The following is a 17,535-nucleotide window of genomic DNA, read 5'->3' on the forward strand; positions in this document are numbered from 1 at the left end:
GTGAGGCGCGTTAGAAAGGGGTCAGCGGTTAGCCGGGCGCGCATTTTAGCCTGTCCGTATAGAGGTTCTTAGCATTTATTTCGTAATCATCCTGCCATTTGGCAATAACGCGATCAAAGGTCATAAAAAAGGAACGCTCGCGGCGACTCCCCAGTCACTACCTAAGCCACTCGAAAGCGCCCAGGTGCCGTGCCTCGGCGCATCCGCCCGCGAAGCCCAGGCACGCCAGGGATTTCGCCAACGAGGAGTATGTGTCTGATGAGTACCAAGAAAACCACCAGCCCGAACAGCCAGGCCGCGGGGACCGACACCCTGGACCGGGGCAACAGCAACGCCAAGCTCGAGAGCCTGGAGCGGTTTCGCAGCGATGCCACCGGGCAGGCCCTGCGCACCAACCAGGGAGTGAAGATCGCCGATAACCAGAACACCCTGAAAGCCGGTGCTCGCGGCCCTTCGCTGCTCGAAGACTTCATCATGCGGGAGAAGATCACCCACTTCGACCACGAGCGGATTCCCGAGCGCATCGTCCATGCCCGAGGCACTGGCGCCCATGGTTATTTCCAGAGTTATGTCGACCATTCGGCGCTGACCAAGGCCGGTTTCCTGCGTGGTCCGGGAAAAAAAACACCCGTGTTCGTGCGCTTTTCCACGGTCCAGGGGCCGAGAGGCTCCGGCGATACCGTGCGTGACGTGCGCGGCTTTGCGGTGAAGTTCTTCACCGACGAGGGCAACTTCGACCTGGTGGGCAACAACATGCCGGTGTTCTTCATCCAGGACGCGATCAAGTTCCCCGACTTCGTGCATGCGGTGAAGCCCGAGCCGCACAACGAGATGCCCACCGGCGGTTCGGCCCACGACACCTTCTGGGACTTCGTCTCGCTGGTGCCGGAGTCGGCGCACATGGTCATCTGGGCCATGTCCGACCGGGCGATTCCCAAGAGCCTGCGCAGCATGCAGGGTTTTGGCGTGCACAGCTTCCGCTTGATCAACGCCGAAGGACGCTCGCACTTCGTCAAGTTCCACTGGCATCCATCGGTGGGCACTTGCTCGCTGCTCTGGGACGAGGCGCAGAAGCTGGCGGGCAAGGACACCGATTTCCACCGCCGTGATCTCTGGGAGGCCATCGAGATCGGCGACTACCCGGAATGGGAGCTGGGCGTGCAGGTCATCGCCGAGGAAGACGAGCACAAGTTCGAGTTCGACATCCTCGATCCGACCAAGCTGATTCCTGAAGAGCTGGTGCCCATCACGCCGCTGGGCAAGATGGTGCTCAATCGCAACCCGGACAACTTCTTCGCCGAGACCGAGCAGGTGGCGTTCTGTCCTGGGCATATCGTGCCCGGCATCGACTTTTCCAATGACCCATTGCTGCAGGGCCGGCTGTTTTCCTACACCGATACCCAGATCAGCCGCCTGGGCGGGCCCAACTTCCACGAGCTGCCGATCAACCGGCCGGTAGCGCCGTTCCACAACAGCCAGCGCGACGCCATGCATCGCTCCACCATCGACAAGGGGCGGGCTTCCTACGAGCCCAACTCGATTGACGGCGGCTGGCCCAGGGAGACCCCGCCGGCACCGGAGAACGGCGGTTTCGAGAGCTACAACGAGCGCATCGATGCGCACAAGATCCGCCAGCGCAGCGAGTCCTTCAGCGACCACTTCTCCCAGGCGCGGCTGTTCTACAACAGCATGAGCAAGCATGAACAGGAGCACATCATCGCCGCCTACAGCTTCGAGCTGGGCAAGGTCGATCGGCCGCAGATCCGCGAGCGGCAGGTGCAGCAGATCCTGGCCAATATCGACCTGCGGCTGGCCAAGCGCGTGGCCGAGAACCTCGGCCTGAAGGCTCCGGCCAAGGGCACTGTGGCCGAGCGCAAGGTGTCGCTGTCGCGCTCGCCTGCCCTGAGCCAGGCCAACCTGTTGTCGGGGGATATCAAGACTCGCAAGGTCGCGGTGCTGGTGGCCAATGGCGTCGACGGCGCGGCAATCGCCGCACTGCAAAAGGCGCTCAAGGCCGAAGGTGCCCATGCCAAGCTGTTGGGGCCGACCTCGGCTGCGGTGACGACGGCCCAAGGCAAGGCATTGGCAGTGGATGCGTCGATGGAGGGTTTGCCGTCGGTGGCATTTGACGCCGTGTTCGTGCCGGGTGGCGCCCAGTCGATCAAGGCCCTGGCGGGCGATGGGATCGCCCTGCACTACCTGCTCGAGGCCTATCGGCACCTGAAGGCCATCGCCTTGCATGGCGAAGCCCGGGAGTTGTTGCAGGTACTTGGGCTGGAGGTGGACGAGGGCTTGATCGTCGGTGGCGATGCCAAGGCCCTGAAAGCGTTCTTCGCCGCTATCGCCCAGCATCGGGTGTGGAGTCGCGAACCCAGGGCCAGGGCGATCCCGGCCTGAGGTGGTTGCCGGCAGTCTGCGGGCTGCCGGCCACGGTCATTGCGCCTGGCGTGGGGTCAGGACCATTTGCGCCGGCACATGGCGCACGATCTGCCGGCTGATCTTCTGCTGGAAGTCGGGGTCGAGCTTCTTCACCCGCTTGCCCAGCAGGGTCGAGAGCCAGGGGTAGTCTTCGCGGCGCGGTACCTGGATGGTCACATCGCACTGGTAATTCACCACATCCGCGGCCAAGGCATCGAGCTGCCGGCGCAGCTTGCGAATGTCGGTGACGTTCAGGGCGATGGTGGTGCTGGGCGCCGAGGGGTCGATCAACTTGGCGGCAGGGCGTGCTTCAGCAGCCTTCAGCGCGGCTTCGGCCTTGTCCAGCTCGGCTTTGCGGGCGTGAGCGATGGCGCTGTTGACCCCGCCGGTCAGCGCCGGCGCCTTGGGCATCAGCGCCCGGGCACGGCTCAAGGCAGTGGCCGCGGCATTCACATCGCCTTTTTGCAGGACGATCTGGCTGCGTTGCAGATAGGCCTCGGCCAACTGGCGCTGGTACTGCACCAATTGCGGATCGTCCGGTGTTTGCCCCTGCATCGCGGCGAGCTGGTCCTCGGCGGTCGCCAGTTCGTTGCTGGCGATGCTTTGTTGCAGCTGTGCGATGGCCGTGGCCCGCGCATCGGGGACCTCGGTGGCCGCCGGTGGCGTGCTTTGGCAGGCTCCCAGCAGCAGGGAAAATGCGACAAGGAGCAGATAACGGGAGGCGAACGGCTTCATTCCTGCGACTCTCTAATTGCGCAAAAAGCGAGCAAGTCTACACCCCTCGACGGGGCAGAACAAAACTCAGCAGAAACAGTGCGGCCGCCGTGACCACGATCGACGGCCCGGCCGGGGTGTCCTTGAACCAGGACAATGCCAGCCCGCCGCCCACGGCCAGCATGCCCAGCAGGCTGGCGCCAAGGGCCATCTGCTCCGGCGAGCGGGCGTGACGCTGTGCCGCAGCGGCCGGGATGATCAGCAGGGAGGTGATCAGCAGCACCCCGACGATCTTCATCGCCACGGCGATCACCACCGCGATCAGCAGCATCAAGGTCATGCGCAGCGAGGCCACCGGCAGCCCTTCGACCTTGGCCAGCTCCTCGTGCACGGTGATGGCCAGCAATGGCCGCCACAGCGCCACCAGCAGCAACAGTACAGCGGCGCTGCCGCCGAGGATCCACGCCAGGTCGCCGGGACTGATCGCCAGCAAGTCGCCGAACAGGTAGGCCATCAGGTCGATGCGCACCTCATGCATGAAGCTTAGTACCACCAGGCCCAGGGACAGGGTGCTGGGTGCAAGAATTCCCAGCAGCGTGTCGGATGCCAGGGGCTGGCGCTGTTGCAGGGTGACCAGCAGCACCGCCAGCAACAGGCAGCCGACGGTGACCGCCACCGCCGGGCTGACATCCAGCAGGAACCCCAGGGCGACGCCCAGTAGCGCGGCATGGGACAGGGTGTCGCCGAAATAGGCCATGCGCCGCCAGACCACGAAGGAGCCCAGGGGGCCGGCGACCAGTGCCAGGGACAAACCTGCGAGCAGGGCATACAGCAGGAAATCAGCCATGCTTGCAGTTTTCTCCATGGACATGGGGCTGGACCACCACCGAGCCGTGCAGGTCGTGGGCGTGGTCATGATGATGGTGGTAGATCGCCAGGCTCGGTGCGTTCTTGCCGAACAGCTCGACGAAGGCCGGATCGCCACTGACCTGCTCCGGGTGCCCGGAGCAGCAGACATGGCGGTTGAGGCAGACCACCTGGTCGGTGGTGCTCATCACCAGGTGCAGGTCGTGGGAGACCATTAGCACGCCGCAGCCATGGCGGTCGCGCAGGCGGGTGATCAGGCTGTAGAGCTCGGCCTGGCCGGCCACGTCGACACCCTGAACCGGCTCGTCGAGGACCAGCAGCTCAGGCTCGCGCAGCAGCGCCCGGGCCAGCAGCACGCGCTGCATCTCGCCGCCGGAAATGCTTTGCACCGGGCTGTCGATCACCTGCTCGGCGCCCACTTCCTTGAGTGCCGCCAGGGCCCGGGCGCGGTCTACCCCGGGTACCAGGCGCAGGAAGCGCAGCACTGACAGCGGCAGGGTCGGGTCGACATGGAGCTTTTGCGGCATGTAGCCCACCCGCAGCCGGGGCTTGCGCCAGACGCTGCCGGTATCGGGCTTGAGCAGGCCGAGCACGGCGCGCACCAGGGTGGTTTTGCCGGCGCCATTGGGGCCGATCAGGGTGACGATCTGCCCGGGTTCGACGCTGAGCTGGATGTTGTCCAGCACCGGCTGCCCGGCAAAGGTCACCCCGACCTGTTCGAGGCGGATCAATGCAGTGCTCATCAAGCCCCCTGGCAGCCCGAGCAGAGTCCGACCACTTCCACGGTCTGGCCTTCGACCACGAAGCCGACCTCGCGGGCGCTGCCGATGATCGCGTCGCTGATGGATTTCTGCTCGAGCTCGATGGCCGCGTGGCATTCGCGGCAGATCAGGAACTGGCCTTGGTGCGCGTGTTCCGGATGGTTGCAGCCGACGAAGGCGTTGAGCGAGGCGATGCGGTGTACCAGGCCGTTTTCCAGGAGGAAGTCCAACGCCCGATAGACGGTCGGCGGCGCGGCGCGGCGGCCATCCTGCTCGCTGAGTACCGCCAGGATGTCATAGGCGCCCAGGGGCTTGTGGCTTTGCCAGACCAGCTCCAGCACCCGCCGGCGTAGGGCGGTCAGGCGCAGTCCCTGCCGCGTGCACAGGGCATCGGCCTCAGACAGTGCGTTGTGCACGCAGTGAGAGTGGTCGTGTGGTCGGCTGGCGAGGGGTGTTTTAGGCATGAGCGGCGACGAGGTTGGTGAGAGACGTTATTATGTTACCCGTTATCGTCTCTTCGAGTGTCCATCGTGCCCCGACTTTTTCGTCTTTTTGTCGCTTTTACCTTCAGCTTGTTCGCGATCGGTTCGGCCCAGGCCGAGGTCCGGGTGTTGACCAGCATCAAGCCGCTGCAATTGATCGCCGCGGCCGTGCAGGACGGCGTGGCGATTCCCGAGGTGTTGCTGCCGCCGGGAGCCTCGCCGCACAACTATGCGTTGCGCCCGTCCGATGTGCGCAAGGTGCAGAGCGTGGATCTCTTGTACTGGATCGGCCCGGACATGGAAGGCTTCCTGCCGCGTGTCTTGAAGGGCCGCAGCCTGCCCTCGGTGGCGGTACAGGACCTACCAGGCATGAAGCTGCGGCGTTTTGCCGAAGACAGCCACTCCCACGCCGAGGAGGCCCACGCCGAGGAGGCCGACGAGCATGACCACGATCATCGCCCTGGCACCCTGGACGCCCACCTCTGGTTGTCGCCGGTCAACGCCCGGGTGATTGCCACTCGCATGGCGGCCGACCTGAGCGCCGCCGACCCGGCCAACGCCGCGCGCTACCAAGACAACCTGAAAGCCTTCAGCGAGCGCCTGGACGCCCTGGATACCCGCTTGAAGGCGCGCCTGGCTGGCATCGCCGGCAAGCCGTATTTCGTCTTCCATGAAGCCTTCGACTATTTCGAAGACGCCTATGGCCTCAAGCACACCGGGGTGTTCAGCGTCGCTGCCGAGGTGCAACCGGGGGCCCAGCACGTCGCGGCCATGCGCGCACGCTTGCAGCAGGTGGGCAAGACTTGCGTGTTCAGCGAGCCGCCCCTGCGTCCGCGCCTGGCAGAAACCCTGGTGGCCGGGCTGCCGGTGAAGCTGGCCGAGCTGGATGCCCTGGGTGGCTATACCCCGGCCTCCGCGACAGGCTATGAACAGGTGCTGGAGAAACTCGGCAACGACCTGGCCGGTTGCCTGGAGCAGCTGTAACCGGGTTTCCTGCACAGGCTTCATCCTTCGCGGGCCAGTCCGCTCCTGCTCGTTCATGGCAGGGGCGGCTGGCCCGCGAAGCGTTTCAGAGGGCGAACGGCAGGGCCACGCTGACCTGCTGGCGCTGGGCCAGGTAGCGCTGGAACTCCATTGGATCGTGGATCAGTACGTCCTGGCCGGCGAAGGTCTCGGCGGCGATCAGGCGCGACAGCCAGAAGCGCACACAGGCCACCCGCAGGATGGTTGGCCACAGCTCGGCCTCGGCGGCGGTGAATGGCCGCAGGGCCGCATAGGCACCCAGCAGGGCCCGGGCACGCTGGCCGTCGAGTACCCCTTGGGCATCGGAGCACCAGTCGTTCAGGGCGATGGCCACGTCATACAGCATCGGTCCCGAGCAGGCGTTGTAGAAGTCGATCAGGCCGGTCAGGTGGGTGCCTTCGAACATGGCGTTGTCGCGGAACAGGTCGGCGTGGATGTTGGCCCGCGGCAGGGCGAGGATCCTGGCCCTCTGTTCGACGATCTCTTGCAGCGCACGTTGCAGCAGGTCCTGGGCGGTACTGTCCAGGCGCGGCAGCAGCTTGGCGCCCTCTTTCTGCATCCAGTCCAGGCCACGATCGGTCTTGCGCTTGATCATGTTGTCCTTGGTGGCCACGTGCAGGTGGCCCAGCAGCTCGCCGACCTGGACGCAGTGCTGGGCGTTGGCCTGCTTGATGTGCTTGCCGGCCAGGCGCGGTTGCAGCAACGCCGGCTTGCCCGCCAGTTCCCGCAGGGCGATGCCGTCGGTGGTGCGCAGTGCGTAGGGCACCGGCAGGTCGGCTTCGTGCAGCACGTCCAGCAGTTCGATGAAGAACGGCATTTCCTGGACCGGACCGCGCTCGACCAGGGTCAGGACGAACTCGCCCTGTTCCAGGCTGATGAAGAAGTTGGTGTTTTCGCTACCAGCGGCAATCCCCTGGAAGTCAAGCAGGCGGCCGAGCCCGTACGGGGCGAGAAAGGTTTCCAGCTCGGGCCGAGCCAGGGGGGTGAACACAGACATGGTTGAGAACTGCCAGTACCGGCGCCGCTATCGAGACGGCGCCATTGAGTTGAAATGGGAGTGGCTTACCACTCGAAGATTTTCCACGATGGGATCAGCATATCCGGCTGGTCCGAACGGATGAAGTTGCCGTCGGAGCCATCGGCGCGCACCAGGAAGTAGGGCTTGCCACCTTTTGGCGTGACCTTGATCGCATACAGGAAGCCATTTTGCCGGTATTCCTGGATGGTCTTGTCGCCTTCCGTGCGAATGGTTACTTCCGGGTCGGCCGAAGGGGCGTCTTCCGCGGCGATCGCTGCCATGGAGGAGACTGCAATCAAGCCGGCCAGCAGCAAGCGATTTAGTGTGCGCATGATAACCTTGTCCCTTTGTCGTCAACGGTCCCGCTATTCTAGCGCCGGACCCGCCCAAAAGGTTGATCCTACTCATGAGCCAAGCCCCCCTCATCCTGGTGGACGGTTCGTCCTACCTATACCGCGCCTTTCATGCGCTGCCGCCGCTGACCACCTCCAAAGGCATGCCGACCGGCGCGGTCAAGGGCGTGCTGAACATGCTCAAGAGCTTGCGCAAACAGTATCCGCAAAGCCCCTTCGCCGTGGTGTTCGACGCCAAGGGCGGAACCTTCCGCGATGAAATGTACGCCGAGTACAAGGCCAACCGTCCGAGCATGCCGGACGACATGCGGGTGCAGATCGAACCCCTGCACGCCAGCGTGATCGCCCTGGGCTTCCCGCTGCTGTGCGTCGAGGGCGTGGAGGCCGACGACGTGATCGGCACCCTGGCCCGCAGCAGTTCGGCGGCGTCCCGGCCGGTGGTCATTTCCACCGGCGACAAGGACATGGCGCAGTTGGTGGATGGGCACATTACCCTGGTCAACACCATGTCCGGTAGCAGCATGGACGTGGAGGGCGTGAAGGAGAAATTCGGTGTCGCTCCCGAGCAGATCATCGATTACCTGGCGCTGATGGGCGACTCCTCCGACAACATTCCTGGCGTCCCGGGCATCGGTCCGAAGACCGCCTCGGGCTTGCTGGTGGGGGTCAACGGCGGCCTCAAGGAGCTCTACGAGCAACTCGATATCGTGCCTACCCTGCCGATTCGCGGGGCCAAGACCTTGCCGGCCAAGCTTGAAGAGCACAAGGAAATGGCGTTCCTTTCCTACCAGCTGGCTACCATCAAGGTCGACGTACCGCTGGAGGTGGGGCTGGATGACCTGCACCTGCGCGAGCCGGACCGCGAGAAGCTGGCAGAGCTCTACAGCCTGATGGAGTTCAAGAGCTGGCTCGACGAGCTGCAGCGTGATGCCAAGCGTGTCGAACTCGATTTGGCTGCGGCTCCGGTCGCTGCTGAGCAACCCGCGGCCGAGCAGGCGCCGCTGGAATTGCAGTACGAAACCATCCTCGAGCAGGCGCGTTTCGATGCCTGGCTGCACAAGCTCAAGGGCGCCAAGCTGATCGCCTTCGACACCGAGACCACCGGCATCGATGCACAGCAGGCGCAACTGGTGGGCCTGTCCTTCGCGGTCCAGGCGGGCGAGGCGGCCTATGTCCCCCTGGCCCATAGCTACCTCGATGCACCGCAGCAGCTGGATCGCGACGCGGTGCTGCTGGCCCTGAAGCCGTTGCTGGAAGACCCGAAGCTGCTCAAGGTGGGCCAGCACGCCAAGTTCGACATGAACATCCTGGCCAACTGCGCCATCGGTGGCGACCCGGCCAATGGCATCAGCATGCGCGGCGTGGCCTTCGATACCATGCTCGAGTCCTATGTGCTCAATTCCACCGCCACCCGCCATGACATGGACAGCCTGGCGCAGAAGTACCTGGATCACACCACGGTGAGTTTCCAGGACATTGCCGGCAAGGGCGCCAAGCAGCTGACGTTCGACCAGATCCCGCTGGAGCAGGCCGGCCCCTACGCCGCCGAAGACGCCGACGTGACCCTGCGCCTGCACCAGGCCCTGTTCGAAAAACTCAGCGCCATTCCGAGCCTGGCCAGCGTGCTGACCGATATCGAGATGCCGCTGGTGCCGGTGTTGGCGCGCATCGAACGCCAGGGCGCGCTGGTGGATGACAAGCTGCTGGGCGTGCAGAGCATCGAGCTGGGCGACAAGATGGTGGCCCTGGAGCGTGAGGCCTTCGCGATCGCCGGCGAGGAGTTCAACCTGGGCTCGCCCAAGCAGTTGGGCAGCATCCTCTATGACAAGCTGGGCCTGCCGGTGCTGAAGAAGACCGCCAAGGGCCAGCCATCCACCGCCGAAGAGGTCCTGGCCAAGCTGGCCGAGGACGACTACCCGCTACCCCGGGTGCTGATGCAGTACCGCTCCATGAGCAAGCTCAAGAGCACCTACACCGACCGCCTGCCGGAGCAGATCAACCCGCGTACCGGGCGGATCCACACCTCCTATCACCAGGCGGTGGCTTCCACCGGGCGCCTGTCGTCCAGCGACCCGAACCTGCAGAACATCCCGGTACGCACCGCCGAGGGCCGGCGTATCCGCCAGGCCTTCGTCGCTCCGGCCGGGTATAAGCTGCTGGCGGCGGACTACTCGCAGATCGAGCTGCGGATCATGGCCCACCTGTCCCAGGACGAAGGCCTGCTCAACGCTTTTCGCAACAACCAGGACGTGCATACCGCCACGGCCGCGGAAGTGTTCAAGGTCGAGCTCGGGGAAGTTACTTCCGAGCAGCGCCGCAGTGCCAAGGCCATCAACTTCGGCCTGATCTACGGCATGGGCGCGCAAAAGCTGGGCAAGGACATCGGCGTTGAGACCAAGCAAGCCAAGGCCTATATCGACACCTACTTCGCCCGCTATCCGGGGGTGCGCGAGTACATGGACCGCACTCGCGCCCAGGCGGCCGACCAGGGTTACGTGGAGACCATCTTCGGCCGTCGCCTGTACCTGCCGGAGATCAACTCCAACAAGCCCCAGGAACGGGCGGGCGCCGAGCGCACCGCGATCAACGCGCCGATGCAAGGCACCGCCGCGGACATCATCAAGAAGGCCATGGTGGCGGTGGACAACTGGCTGCAGGCCTCTGGCCTGGATGCCAGGGTCATCCTCCAGGTGCACGACGAACTGGTCCTGGAAGTCCGCGAGGACCTGGTGGACCAGGTGCGTGAGGAAATTCGCGGTTACATGAGTGGCGCCGCGACCCTGGATGTACCGCTATTGGTAGAGGTCGGGGTGGGAAATAACTGGGATGAGGCCCATTAAGGGGACTTTTCACCGATTTTTGCCGCGGCATAGTGTCGCGGCAAAAATGCCTGAAACGCCATTAGCACGAAAAATTTCAGCACTTATCGCCAATAGTTTTTGTTCGCGGCCGGAACTAAATCGAGCAACGCCCACTCAGAGTTACTGAATGGCTGGTGAAGCCCTTCAATGCTCCTATGTTGTGTTAAGTGTTGGCAGATATCTGGACCCCGCCCTAGCGGTCTAGAACTTGAACCCCGAACTTCCCCCTCCCCATATGAAGTCCGGGGTTTTTTTTGCCTGAAAATTGCCTGTGTGGCGACCATGCTGCGTTAAAAAGCGGCGGGAAATGCTCATTTAGGCCCCTAAACTCCGCTTTTTCACTGCACTTTTGCCCTGCTTGATCATCCCCCAGGCAATTTCCCCTACGTCCCTCAGGCCTCGATCTCGGCACCCTTGTCGGCCAACTCCAGCCACCTGGCGAGCACGGTGTAGGCCTCTTCCAGGCCCATGCGCTTGGGCGCGGAGAACAACTGGATGGTGATGGCGTCGCCCCAGCCCTTGCGGATCTGCGACTGGACCTTGAGCAGGGTGTTCTTGGCTGCGCCGTAGGTCAGCTTGTCGGCCTTGGTCAGCAGGATATGCATCGGCATGCCGCTGGCTACGGCCCAATCCAGCATCAGGGTGTCGAAGTCGGTCATGGGGTGCCGGATATCCATCATCAGGATCAGCCCCTTGAGGCTCTCGCGGCTGCCCAGGTAGGCCTCGAGGTGACGCTGCCAGTGCTGCTTGAGCGGGATCGGCACCTTGGCGTAGCCGTAGCCCGGCAGGTCGACCAAGCGGCGATCGTCGTCTAGCTTGAAGAAGTTCAACAGCTGCGTGCGCCCCGGGGTCTTCGAGGTGCGTGCCAGGCTGGCGTGGGTCAGGGTGTTCAGGGCGCTGGACTTGCCGGCGTTGGAGCGCCCGGCGAAGGCCACTTCGAAGCCGGCGTCATCGGGACACTGGTCGACCTTGGCGGCGCTGAGCATGAAAGTGGACTGTTGGCACAGACCGAGGATGGGGTTCTTCAGTTGCATGGGATTTCCGAATAGGGGCGATGCCGAGGGTGGGTGCGGCGAGCGGTGTCGTTTCCGTTTCAGTAACGCCAGTATATAATGCCGCAGATTTTGTGTGCGCTTTGTCCCAGCGTAGGATGAAGCTCACGAGAGCGATAAACCTTGTATGCGCATTAGAACGCAGCACGCTCTCAACCCTGAAAAGGTCGTTTTATGACGAAATGGCTGCTGGCTACCGGTCTCTTGATGCCGCTTTACAGCGTGCAGGCTACACAGGATCCGGAAGCTGTGTACAACCGTGTTTGTGGGGCATGTCATTCCGGCCAACTACCCACGGCGCCCCGCAAGGGCGACCAGGAAGCTTGGGCGCCGAGGCTGGCGCAAGGTATGGAGACGCTGGTGCAACACGTGACCCAGGGTTTCAAGGCGATGCCGCCGCGTGGTTTGTGCATGGACTGCAGTGCCGAGGATTACCGAGCCATCATCCACTGGATGAGCGAGTGATCCCGGTCCATAACTCTTAACCCTTAGCCGTAGTTGGATTAGCTGATGAACAAATTACTCGTGAGTCTGCTGTTGACCCTGGGCATCACTGGTGTTGCCCATGCCGCAGGCGACGCTGCTGCCGGTCAGGCGAAAGCCGCAGTCTGTGGCGCATGCCACGGTCCTGATGGGAACAGCATGGCGCCAAACTTTCCCAAGCTGGCGGGTCAGGGGGAAAAGTACCTGGACAAGCAGCTGCACGATATCAAGTCCGGCAAGCGCCAAGTACTGGAAATGACCGGCCTGCTGACCAACCTGAGCGATCAGGACCTGGCCGACATCGCCGCCTACTTCGCCAGCCAGAAAGGCAGTGTCGGCGCCGCCGATCCCAAGGTCGTGGCCCGTGGCGAAGAGCTGTTCCGTGGCGGCAAGCTGGACCAGGGCATGCCTGCCTGCACCGGTTGCCACTCGCCCAATGGCGCGGGTAACGCAGCTGCCGGCTTCCCGCACCTGGGCGGCCAGCACGCTCAATACGTAGCCAAGCAGCTGACCGACTTCCGTGAAGGCGCCCGTACCAACGACGGCGACACCATGGTCATGCGCAGCATTGCCAGCAAGCTGAGCAACAAGGACATCGAAGCCGTGTCCAGCTACATTCAGGGCCTGCACTGAGGCCGCTGCGATCAGTTGCCGGCAGGTGCATGGCCACGGCAACGTTAATGATCGATTAATCTGACGGTGCAAGCATAAAGGGTGGCTCAGGCCGCCCTTTTTTATGGTGCCAGCCGCTACACTAGCGAACTCAAGCCCGCCATGATCTGTCTGAAATCAGGTCGCGCGAGGCGCCTAAATCGTCCAGGAGTAAAGCATGCGTAATCTGATCCTCAGCGCCGCTCTCGTTACCGCCAGCCTGTTTGGCGTGACCGCTCAAGCCGCCGAGCCGCTTGAAGCCGGTAAACAATATGTCGAGTTGAGCAGCGCCGTTCCGGTTGCCGTGCCTGGCAAGATCGAAGTGGTGGAGCTGTTCTGGTACGGCTGCCCACACTGCTACGCCTTCGAACCCACCATCAACCCATGGGTCGAGAAGCTCCCGGCCGACGTCAACTTCGTACGGATCCCGGCCATGTTCGGTGGCATCTGGAACGTTCACGGCCAGCTGTTCATCACCCTGGAAGCCATGGGTGTCGAGCACGACGTGCACAAGGCCGTTTTCGAGGCCATCCACGGCGGCAAGAAACTCGCGACTCCTGAAGAGATGGCCGACTTCCTGGCTGGCGAAGGCGTCGACAAGGACAAGTTCCTCAGCACCTACAACTCCTTCGCCGTGAAGGGCAAGGTCGAGGACGCCAAGAAGAAGGCCCAGGCCTACCAGATCAGCGGCGTACCGACCATGGTGGTCAACGGCAAGTATCGCTTCGACCTGGGCACCTCCGGTGGTCCTGAAGGCGCGCTGAGCGTGGCCGACCAGCTGATCGCCAAAGAGCGCGCAGCCAAGTAAGCGCCGCCGCCATGCCGCGCTGGGGCTCGGAACGTATCGTTGGCCTGCATGATCCGCAGGTCAACGAACACCATTTAGCGTCGACCGGCCTGCCGGCTGACAGCCGCCTGCGCTTACTCAGTTTCAACATCCAGGTCGGCATCAGTACCGAACGCTATCGGCATTACCTCACCCGCGGCTGGCAGCACCTGCTGCCCCACAACGGCCGGGCGGACAACCTGCAGAAGATCGGCAGCCTGCTGGCGGATTTCGACCTGGTGGCCCTGCAGGAGGTCGATGGCGGCAGCCTGCGTTCGGGCTACGTCAACCAGGTGGAGCACCTGGCCCAGCTGGGTGCCTTTCCCTACTGGTACCAACAACTCAATCGCAACCTCGGACGCCTGGCCCAGCACAGCAACGGTGTGCTCAGCCGCATGCGTCCCTGGGCCATCGAAGACCACCCCCTGCCGGGCCCCAAGGGTCGCGGTGCGATCCTCCTGCGTTTTGGCGAAGGTCCGGAAGCGCTGGTGGTGGTGATGATGCACCTGGCGCTCGGCGCCCGGGCCAGGACCCGGCAACTGGCGTATATCCGCGAGTTGATCGGTGGCTACAAGCACCAGGTGCTGATGGGGGACATGAATACCCACGCCAGCGACCTGCTGGAACATTCCCCGCTGCGTGACCTCGGCCTGCTGGCGCCGCAATTGCAGGCGACCTTCCCTAGCTGGCGTCCGCAACGCTGCCTGGACCACATCCTGCTCAGCTCTGGCCTGGCGCTGGAGCGTGTCGAAGTCCTGGCCCAACCCATTTCCGATCACCTGCCGGTCGCGGTAGAGATTCGTCTGCCGGGTTCGCTCACGGCCGATGCATTGCCCGCGTTGAGTCCTGCCCCTCGCGGAACCGATGAATGAGCGACGACGCCCAACGCTGGAAAGAGAAATACCTCAAGAGCATCGAGCAACAGGAAAAGCTCGAGCGCCGTTGGGCTGCCCGCCTCGACTTGCTGCGCCGTGGCCTGGTGCGCAGCACCCTGGCGGCTGAGGGCACCGATCGCGCGGTCGACCAGTGCATGAAGGAAATGCGCGAGGTCGTGCGCACCGATGACATGGACGCCGGCCTTGCGGCCTTGATTCCGCGCCTGGAAAAAGCCGTGCTGGATTCCGAGCAGCGCCGGGAAACCCGCATCGACCAGATGAGCAGCGCCCTGACGGCCCTGGTCGCCCAGTTGCAGACCCTGCCCCTGCCCCGTGAAGTCAGCCGCCCGCTCAAGGCTTTCGCCAAGCAACTGGATGGCCGGGTGGGCCAGGCGCGGGAGATCCCATTGTTGCTGGGCGAGTTGAGCGCCCTGCAGGGCAAGGCCCTGAGCCAGTTGGAAAACCCGGTGGAGCCGGGGCGCCCGAGCCTGTTGCAACGTTTGTTCGGGACGCGAGATGCCAATGGGGAAACCGCTCCCGCGAGCGAAGCCGTGGCGCCGCCGCTACCCGTTCCAGCACCGGAGCAGCAGCCTCAGCTTCAAGACGCTGTGGATGACATGGCTCCGGAGCATGAGCCAACGCCAGCTCCCACTTCTGCTGCACCTGCAACCATTAGCGCTACCCAGGTCCCCGCCGTCGCGGCAGCGGAACCGGCGCCGGTAGATATCCTGCCCGAGCCTGCCTTCGAGCCTGTCGCGAGTGTCGAGTCCAAGCCAGAGCCAGTTGCCGATACTGACGCCGAGGTTGCGGCCCAGCCTGCGGTGGCGGCCTTTGTGCCTCCGGTCCTGGTTCGGGAAGAGGCCGCACCACAACAAGCAGTGGAACCCCAGGCCCTGGCCCAGGAACCTGAAGCGGATGCAGCACCCGTGGCACCGGCAATCGAGGTGGCGCCTGAGCCGGTAGCCGAGGCTCAAGCCGGCATACCCGAGGCCAGCAATCCCGATGAGCTGCTGCCCATTCCCGCAGCGGCGTTGCTCGACAGCCTGCCGTTGCCGGTGGCCATGGCCGAGGCCCTGGCGGCCATCGATCCCGAGCAGCCAGAGCAGGACGTGCTCTATGCCCTGCCGGACTCCCCCGAGCCGTCCTATAGCTCGGTGGCCAAGCACATCGAGCACACCCTGCTGGGCCTGCTCGATGACCTGAGCCTGCCGGAGCGGCACCGGCCCCAGGCCGAGGCCATGCGTGATCGCCTGCAACATGGGTTGAACTGGTACGAACTGCTGCCGATCCTCGATGATCTGGCGGTGTTGATGCTGGCCATCACCGACTCCGGCCAGCATGAGTTCGAGGATTACCTCAAGCAGCTCAACGAGCGCCTGGAGGCCTTCCAGAGCAACCTGCAGGCTGCCAGCGACGGGCATGCGGACATCAGCTCGGCAGCACGGGCCATGGACTCGCAGATCCGCGAGCAAGTCGATGGCCTGCAAAGCAGCATGCAGGAAGCGGCGGACCTGGATGACCTCAAGCAAGTTCTGGAAAGCCATCTGGAAGGCCTGCTGGGCACCATGGACCAGCACCAGAAGCAACGCGACGAGCGCGAGAAGGACATGGCCACCCGCCTGCAAAGCCTGGCGGCACGTGTGTCGAGCATGGAGCAGGAAGCCCAGGGTTATCGCGAGCACCTGGAAGAGCAGCGGCAGAAGGCCCTGGTCGACCCGCTGACTGGCCTGCCCAACCGTGCGGCCTGGAGCGAGCGCCTGGAGCATGAGGTGAGCCAATGGCAACGCCATGGCAATAGCCTGTTGCTGGCAATGCTCGACCTGGATCACTTCAAGCGGATCAACGACAGCTATGGCCACCTGGCGGGCGACAAGGTGCTCAAGATCATCGCCAACGTGCTGCGCAAGCGCCTGCGTGGTACCGACTTCATCGCCCGTTTCGGCGGCGAGGAGTTTGTCCTGCTGATGCCCGACACTCCATGGGCAGCGGGAACGCGTCTGGTGGAAACCCTGCGTGCGGCGATCGAGGCCTGCCCGTTTCACTTCAAGGGTGAGCCGGTGACGGTCACGGTTTCCATTGGCTTGAGCGCCTTCAAGGCCGGAGATCGCAGCGATCTGGTGATCAAAAGAGCCGATCAGGCGTTGTACCGGGCCAAGGATGCCGGTCGCAACCGGGTCGAGGCCGGCTGAGACGCCAGTTGCCTGCCGGCCCCGGCGTCGCAGTTTTGCCCATGATAGGCGGAGCAGTACGTTACACTGTTGCATTAATGTCCCAAGCGTACTGTTCCCAGCCATGAAATTCCTTGCCCTTGCCTTCTGCTCCCTGTTGATGCTCGCCGGCTGCGCCAGCGGCCCGCGTATCGACACCAGCCATCCCTCAGTCAACTACGACCAGCGTGCCCAGTTCATCATCGTCCACTACACCTCGGCGTCCATGGAGCGCTCCCTGGCCCTGCTGACCCATGGCCAGGTCAGCAGCCACTACCTGATCGGCGACGACAAGTCCGCCACCATCTACAAGCTGGTGGACGAGCAATACCGCGCCTGGCATGCCGGCGAGAGCCAGTGGCAAGGCCGGACCTGGCTCAACTCCAGCTCCATCGGCATCGAGATCGTCAACCCGGGCTTTCGCGATGGCCCCAATGGGCGCCTGTGGTACCCCTACAGCGAGGCGCAGATCCAGAACCTGATCGTGCTGCTCAAGGACATCAGCAAGCGCAACAACATTTCCCCGCGGCACATCATCGGCCACAGTGATATCGCGCCGCTGCGCAAGCTCGACCCGGGCCCGCTGTTTCCCTGGAAGCGCCTGGCCGAGGCGGGCCTGGGCCTGTGGCCCGATGCCCAGGCCGTGGCACGCCAGCAAGCGTTCTATGGAGCCAGCCTGCCGAGCATCAGCTGGTTCCAGCAACAGTTGGCGCGCCTGGGTTACGCCACCCCGCAGACCGGCGAGCTGGACGTGGCCACCCGGCATGTCCTGGCGGCCTTCCAGATGCACTACCGGCCAGGTCGTTTCGATGGCACCCCGGACGCCGAGAGCGCGGCGATCTTGCAGGTCCTCAACCAGACAAAATAATGACGCCGCCGGACGGTCCGCGCCGATTGCCCAATCAGTTGCTATAACTCATTGGTAATCCTTCGGATGTTCCATG

Annotated in this window: 16 protein-coding genes; 9 read left to right on the forward strand and 7 right to left on the reverse strand. The window is 63.8% G+C overall.

All coding sequences use genetic code 11. The features are described from left to right. Window positions 1-201 precede the first annotated feature (201 nt). Entirely contained in the window at window positions 202-2,397 is a 2,196-nt protein-coding gene (katE, locus tag GDH07_RS31485; protein ID WP_343038369.1) for a catalase HPII, read from the forward strand. Window positions 2,398-2,433: 36 nt separating this feature from the next. Here katE and GDH07_RS31490 read toward each other — a convergent pair whose 3' ends face one another. The 4 genes from GDH07_RS31490 to zur are packed head-to-tail and all read right to left on the reverse strand — an operon-like array spanning window position 2,434 to window position 5,224. After that, window positions 2,434-3,153 carry a PA5502 family lipoprotein gene (locus GDH07_RS31490; protein WP_022642272.1) on the reverse strand — a complete coding sequence of 240 codons (720 nt, stop codon included), beginning with the start codon at window positions 3,151-3,153 and terminating at the stop codon, window positions 2,434-2,436. A 37-nt stretch (window positions 3,154-3,190) separates the two neighbouring features. Next, window positions 3,191-3,979, reverse strand: coding sequence for a zinc ABC transporter permease subunit ZnuB (gene znuB / locus GDH07_RS31495; RefSeq protein ID WP_022642273.1), 789 nt, complete (start codon window positions 3,977-3,979; stop codon window positions 3,191-3,193). Continuing rightward, window positions 3,972-4,742 (reverse strand): zinc ABC transporter ATP-binding protein ZnuC, encoded by a 771-nt coding sequence (znuC, locus tag GDH07_RS31500; RefSeq protein ID WP_022642274.1) that lies wholly within the window; start codon window positions 4,740-4,742, stop codon window positions 3,972-3,974. The genes znuB and znuC overlap by 8 nt, the downstream gene beginning before the upstream one ends. Next, the gene (gene zur / locus GDH07_RS31505; protein WP_031320873.1) at window positions 4,742-5,224 is read right to left on the reverse strand and encodes a zinc uptake transcriptional repressor Zur; all 483 of its coding nucleotides are present in this window, start codon (window positions 5,222-5,224) and stop codon (window positions 4,742-4,744) included. Before zur ends, znuC begins: the two co-directional genes overlap by 1 nt. A 66-nt stretch (window positions 5,225-5,290) precedes the next feature. Between zur and znuA the strand changes: the two genes are divergently transcribed. Continuing rightward, window positions 5,291-6,226: a zinc ABC transporter substrate-binding protein ZnuA gene (gene znuA, locus GDH07_RS31510; protein WP_343038367.1), complete on the forward strand. Its 936-nt coding sequence runs from the start codon at window positions 5,291-5,293 to the stop codon at window positions 6,224-6,226. 85 nt (window positions 6,227-6,311) lie between these two features. Here znuA and GDH07_RS31515 read toward each other — a convergent pair whose 3' ends face one another. Together GDH07_RS31515 and GDH07_RS31520 are read right to left on the reverse strand one after the other, a co-directional pair. After that, the gene (locus tag GDH07_RS31515; protein WP_152899813.1) at window positions 6,312-7,262 is read right to left on the reverse strand and encodes a homoserine kinase; all 951 of its coding nucleotides are present in this window, start codon (window positions 7,260-7,262) and stop codon (window positions 6,312-6,314) included. A 65-nt stretch (window positions 7,263-7,327) separates the two neighbouring features. Beyond that, window positions 7,328-7,615, reverse strand: a complete 288-nt coding sequence (locus tag GDH07_RS31520) for a DUF2782 domain-containing protein (protein WP_031320877.1) — start codon at window positions 7,613-7,615, stop codon at window positions 7,328-7,330. 74 nt (window positions 7,616-7,689) lie between these two features. Here GDH07_RS31520 and polA point away from each other — a divergent pair, with 74 nt between their 5' ends. After that, window positions 7,690-10,476 carry a DNA polymerase I gene (polA, locus tag GDH07_RS31525; protein ID WP_022642279.1) on the forward strand — a complete coding sequence of 929 codons (2,787 nt, stop codon included), beginning with the start codon at window positions 7,690-7,692 and terminating at the stop codon, window positions 10,474-10,476. Window positions 10,477-10,889: 413 nt separating this feature from the next. Here polA and yihA read toward each other — a convergent pair whose 3' ends face one another. Then, window positions 10,890-11,531: a ribosome biogenesis GTP-binding protein YihA/YsxC gene (gene yihA / locus GDH07_RS31530; RefSeq protein ID WP_085593920.1), complete on the reverse strand. Its 642-nt coding sequence runs from the start codon at window positions 11,529-11,531 to the stop codon at window positions 10,890-10,892. A gap of 192 nt (window positions 11,532-11,723) precedes the next feature. Here yihA and GDH07_RS31535 point away from each other — a divergent pair, with 192 nt between their 5' ends. The 6 genes from GDH07_RS31535 to GDH07_RS31560 all read left to right on the forward strand — a co-directional run bounded on the left by GDH07_RS31535 (window position 11,724) and on the right by GDH07_RS31560 (window position 17,459). Then, window positions 11,724-12,014, forward strand: coding sequence for a c-type cytochrome (locus tag GDH07_RS31535; RefSeq protein ID WP_031320879.1), 291 nt, complete (start codon window positions 11,724-11,726; stop codon window positions 12,012-12,014). Window positions 12,015-12,059: 45 nt separating this feature from the next. Then, window positions 12,060-12,665, forward strand: a complete 606-nt coding sequence (locus GDH07_RS31540; RefSeq protein ID WP_022642281.1) for a c-type cytochrome — start codon at window positions 12,060-12,062, stop codon at window positions 12,663-12,665. Between the two features lie 196 nt (window positions 12,666-12,861). After that, window positions 12,862-13,491, forward strand: a complete 630-nt coding sequence (locus tag GDH07_RS31545; RefSeq protein WP_022642282.1) for a thiol:disulfide interchange protein DsbA/DsbL — start codon at window positions 12,862-12,864, stop codon at window positions 13,489-13,491. An 11-nt stretch (window positions 13,492-13,502) separates the two neighbouring features. Then, window positions 13,503-14,381 (forward strand): endonuclease/exonuclease/phosphatase family protein, encoded by an 879-nt coding sequence (locus tag GDH07_RS31550; protein ID WP_022642283.1) that lies wholly within the window; start codon window positions 13,503-13,505, stop codon window positions 14,379-14,381. Further along, a complete protein-coding gene (locus GDH07_RS31555; protein ID WP_152899814.1) occupies window positions 14,378-16,573 on the forward strand; it encodes a GGDEF domain-containing protein in 2,196 nt (731 codons plus the stop codon). The genes GDH07_RS31550 and GDH07_RS31555 overlap by 4 nt, the downstream gene beginning before the upstream one ends. Before the next feature lie 103 nt (window positions 16,574-16,676). Next, window positions 16,677-17,459: an N-acetylmuramoyl-L-alanine amidase gene (locus GDH07_RS31560; RefSeq protein ID WP_022642714.1), complete on the forward strand. Its 783-nt coding sequence runs from the start codon at window positions 16,677-16,679 to the stop codon at window positions 17,457-17,459. The last annotated feature ends 76 nt before the right edge of the window (window positions 17,460-17,535 follow it).

The organism is Pseudomonas piscis (genome assembly GCF_009380155.1).
GTDB lineage: Bacteria > Pseudomonadota > Gammaproteobacteria > Pseudomonadales > Pseudomonadaceae > Aquipseudomonas > Aquipseudomonas piscis.

Bases quoted from the DNA above. Each gene is read 5' to 3' on its own strand.
- GDH07_RS31490 (WP_022642272.1), bottom strand. From the start codon at position 3,153: ATGAAGCCGTTCGCCTCCCGTTATCTGCTCCTTGTCGCATTTTCCCTG.
- znuB (WP_022642273.1), bottom strand. From the start codon at position 3,979: ATGGCTGATTTCCTGCTGTATGCCCTGCTCGCAGGTTTGTCCCTGGCA.
- znuC (WP_022642274.1), bottom strand. From the start codon at position 4,742: ATGAGCACTGCATTGATCCGCCTCGAACAGGTCGGGGTGACCTTTGCC.
- zur (WP_031320873.1), bottom strand. From the start codon at position 5,224: ATGCCTAAAACACCCCTCGCCAGCCGACCACACGACCACTCTCACTGC.
- GDH07_RS31515 (WP_152899813.1), bottom strand. From the start codon at position 7,262: ATGTCTGTGTTCACCCCCCTGGCTCGGCCCGAGCTGGAAACCTTTCTC.
- GDH07_RS31520 (WP_031320877.1), bottom strand. From the start codon at position 7,615: ATGCGCACACTAAATCGCTTGCTGCTGGCCGGCTTGATTGCAGTCTCC.
- polA (WP_022642279.1), top strand. From the start codon at position 7,690: ATGAGCCAAGCCCCCCTCATCCTGGTGGACGGTTCGTCCTACCTATAC.
- yihA (WP_085593920.1), bottom strand. From the start codon at position 11,531: ATGCAACTGAAGAACCCCATCCTCGGTCTGTGCCAACAGTCCACTTTC.
- GDH07_RS31535 (WP_031320879.1), top strand. From the start codon at position 11,724: ATGACGAAATGGCTGCTGGCTACCGGTCTCTTGATGCCGCTTTACAGC.
- GDH07_RS31540 (WP_022642281.1), top strand. From the start codon at position 12,060: ATGAACAAATTACTCGTGAGTCTGCTGTTGACCCTGGGCATCACTGGT.
- GDH07_RS31545 (WP_022642282.1), top strand. From the start codon at position 12,862: ATGCGTAATCTGATCCTCAGCGCCGCTCTCGTTACCGCCAGCCTGTTT.
- GDH07_RS31550 (WP_022642283.1), top strand. From the start codon at position 13,503: ATGCCGCGCTGGGGCTCGGAACGTATCGTTGGCCTGCATGATCCGCAG.
- GDH07_RS31555 (WP_152899814.1), top strand. From the start codon at position 14,378: ATGAGCGACGACGCCCAACGCTGGAAAGAGAAATACCTCAAGAGCATC.
- GDH07_RS31560 (WP_022642714.1), top strand. From the start codon at position 16,677: ATGAAATTCCTTGCCCTTGCCTTCTGCTCCCTGTTGATGCTCGCCGGC.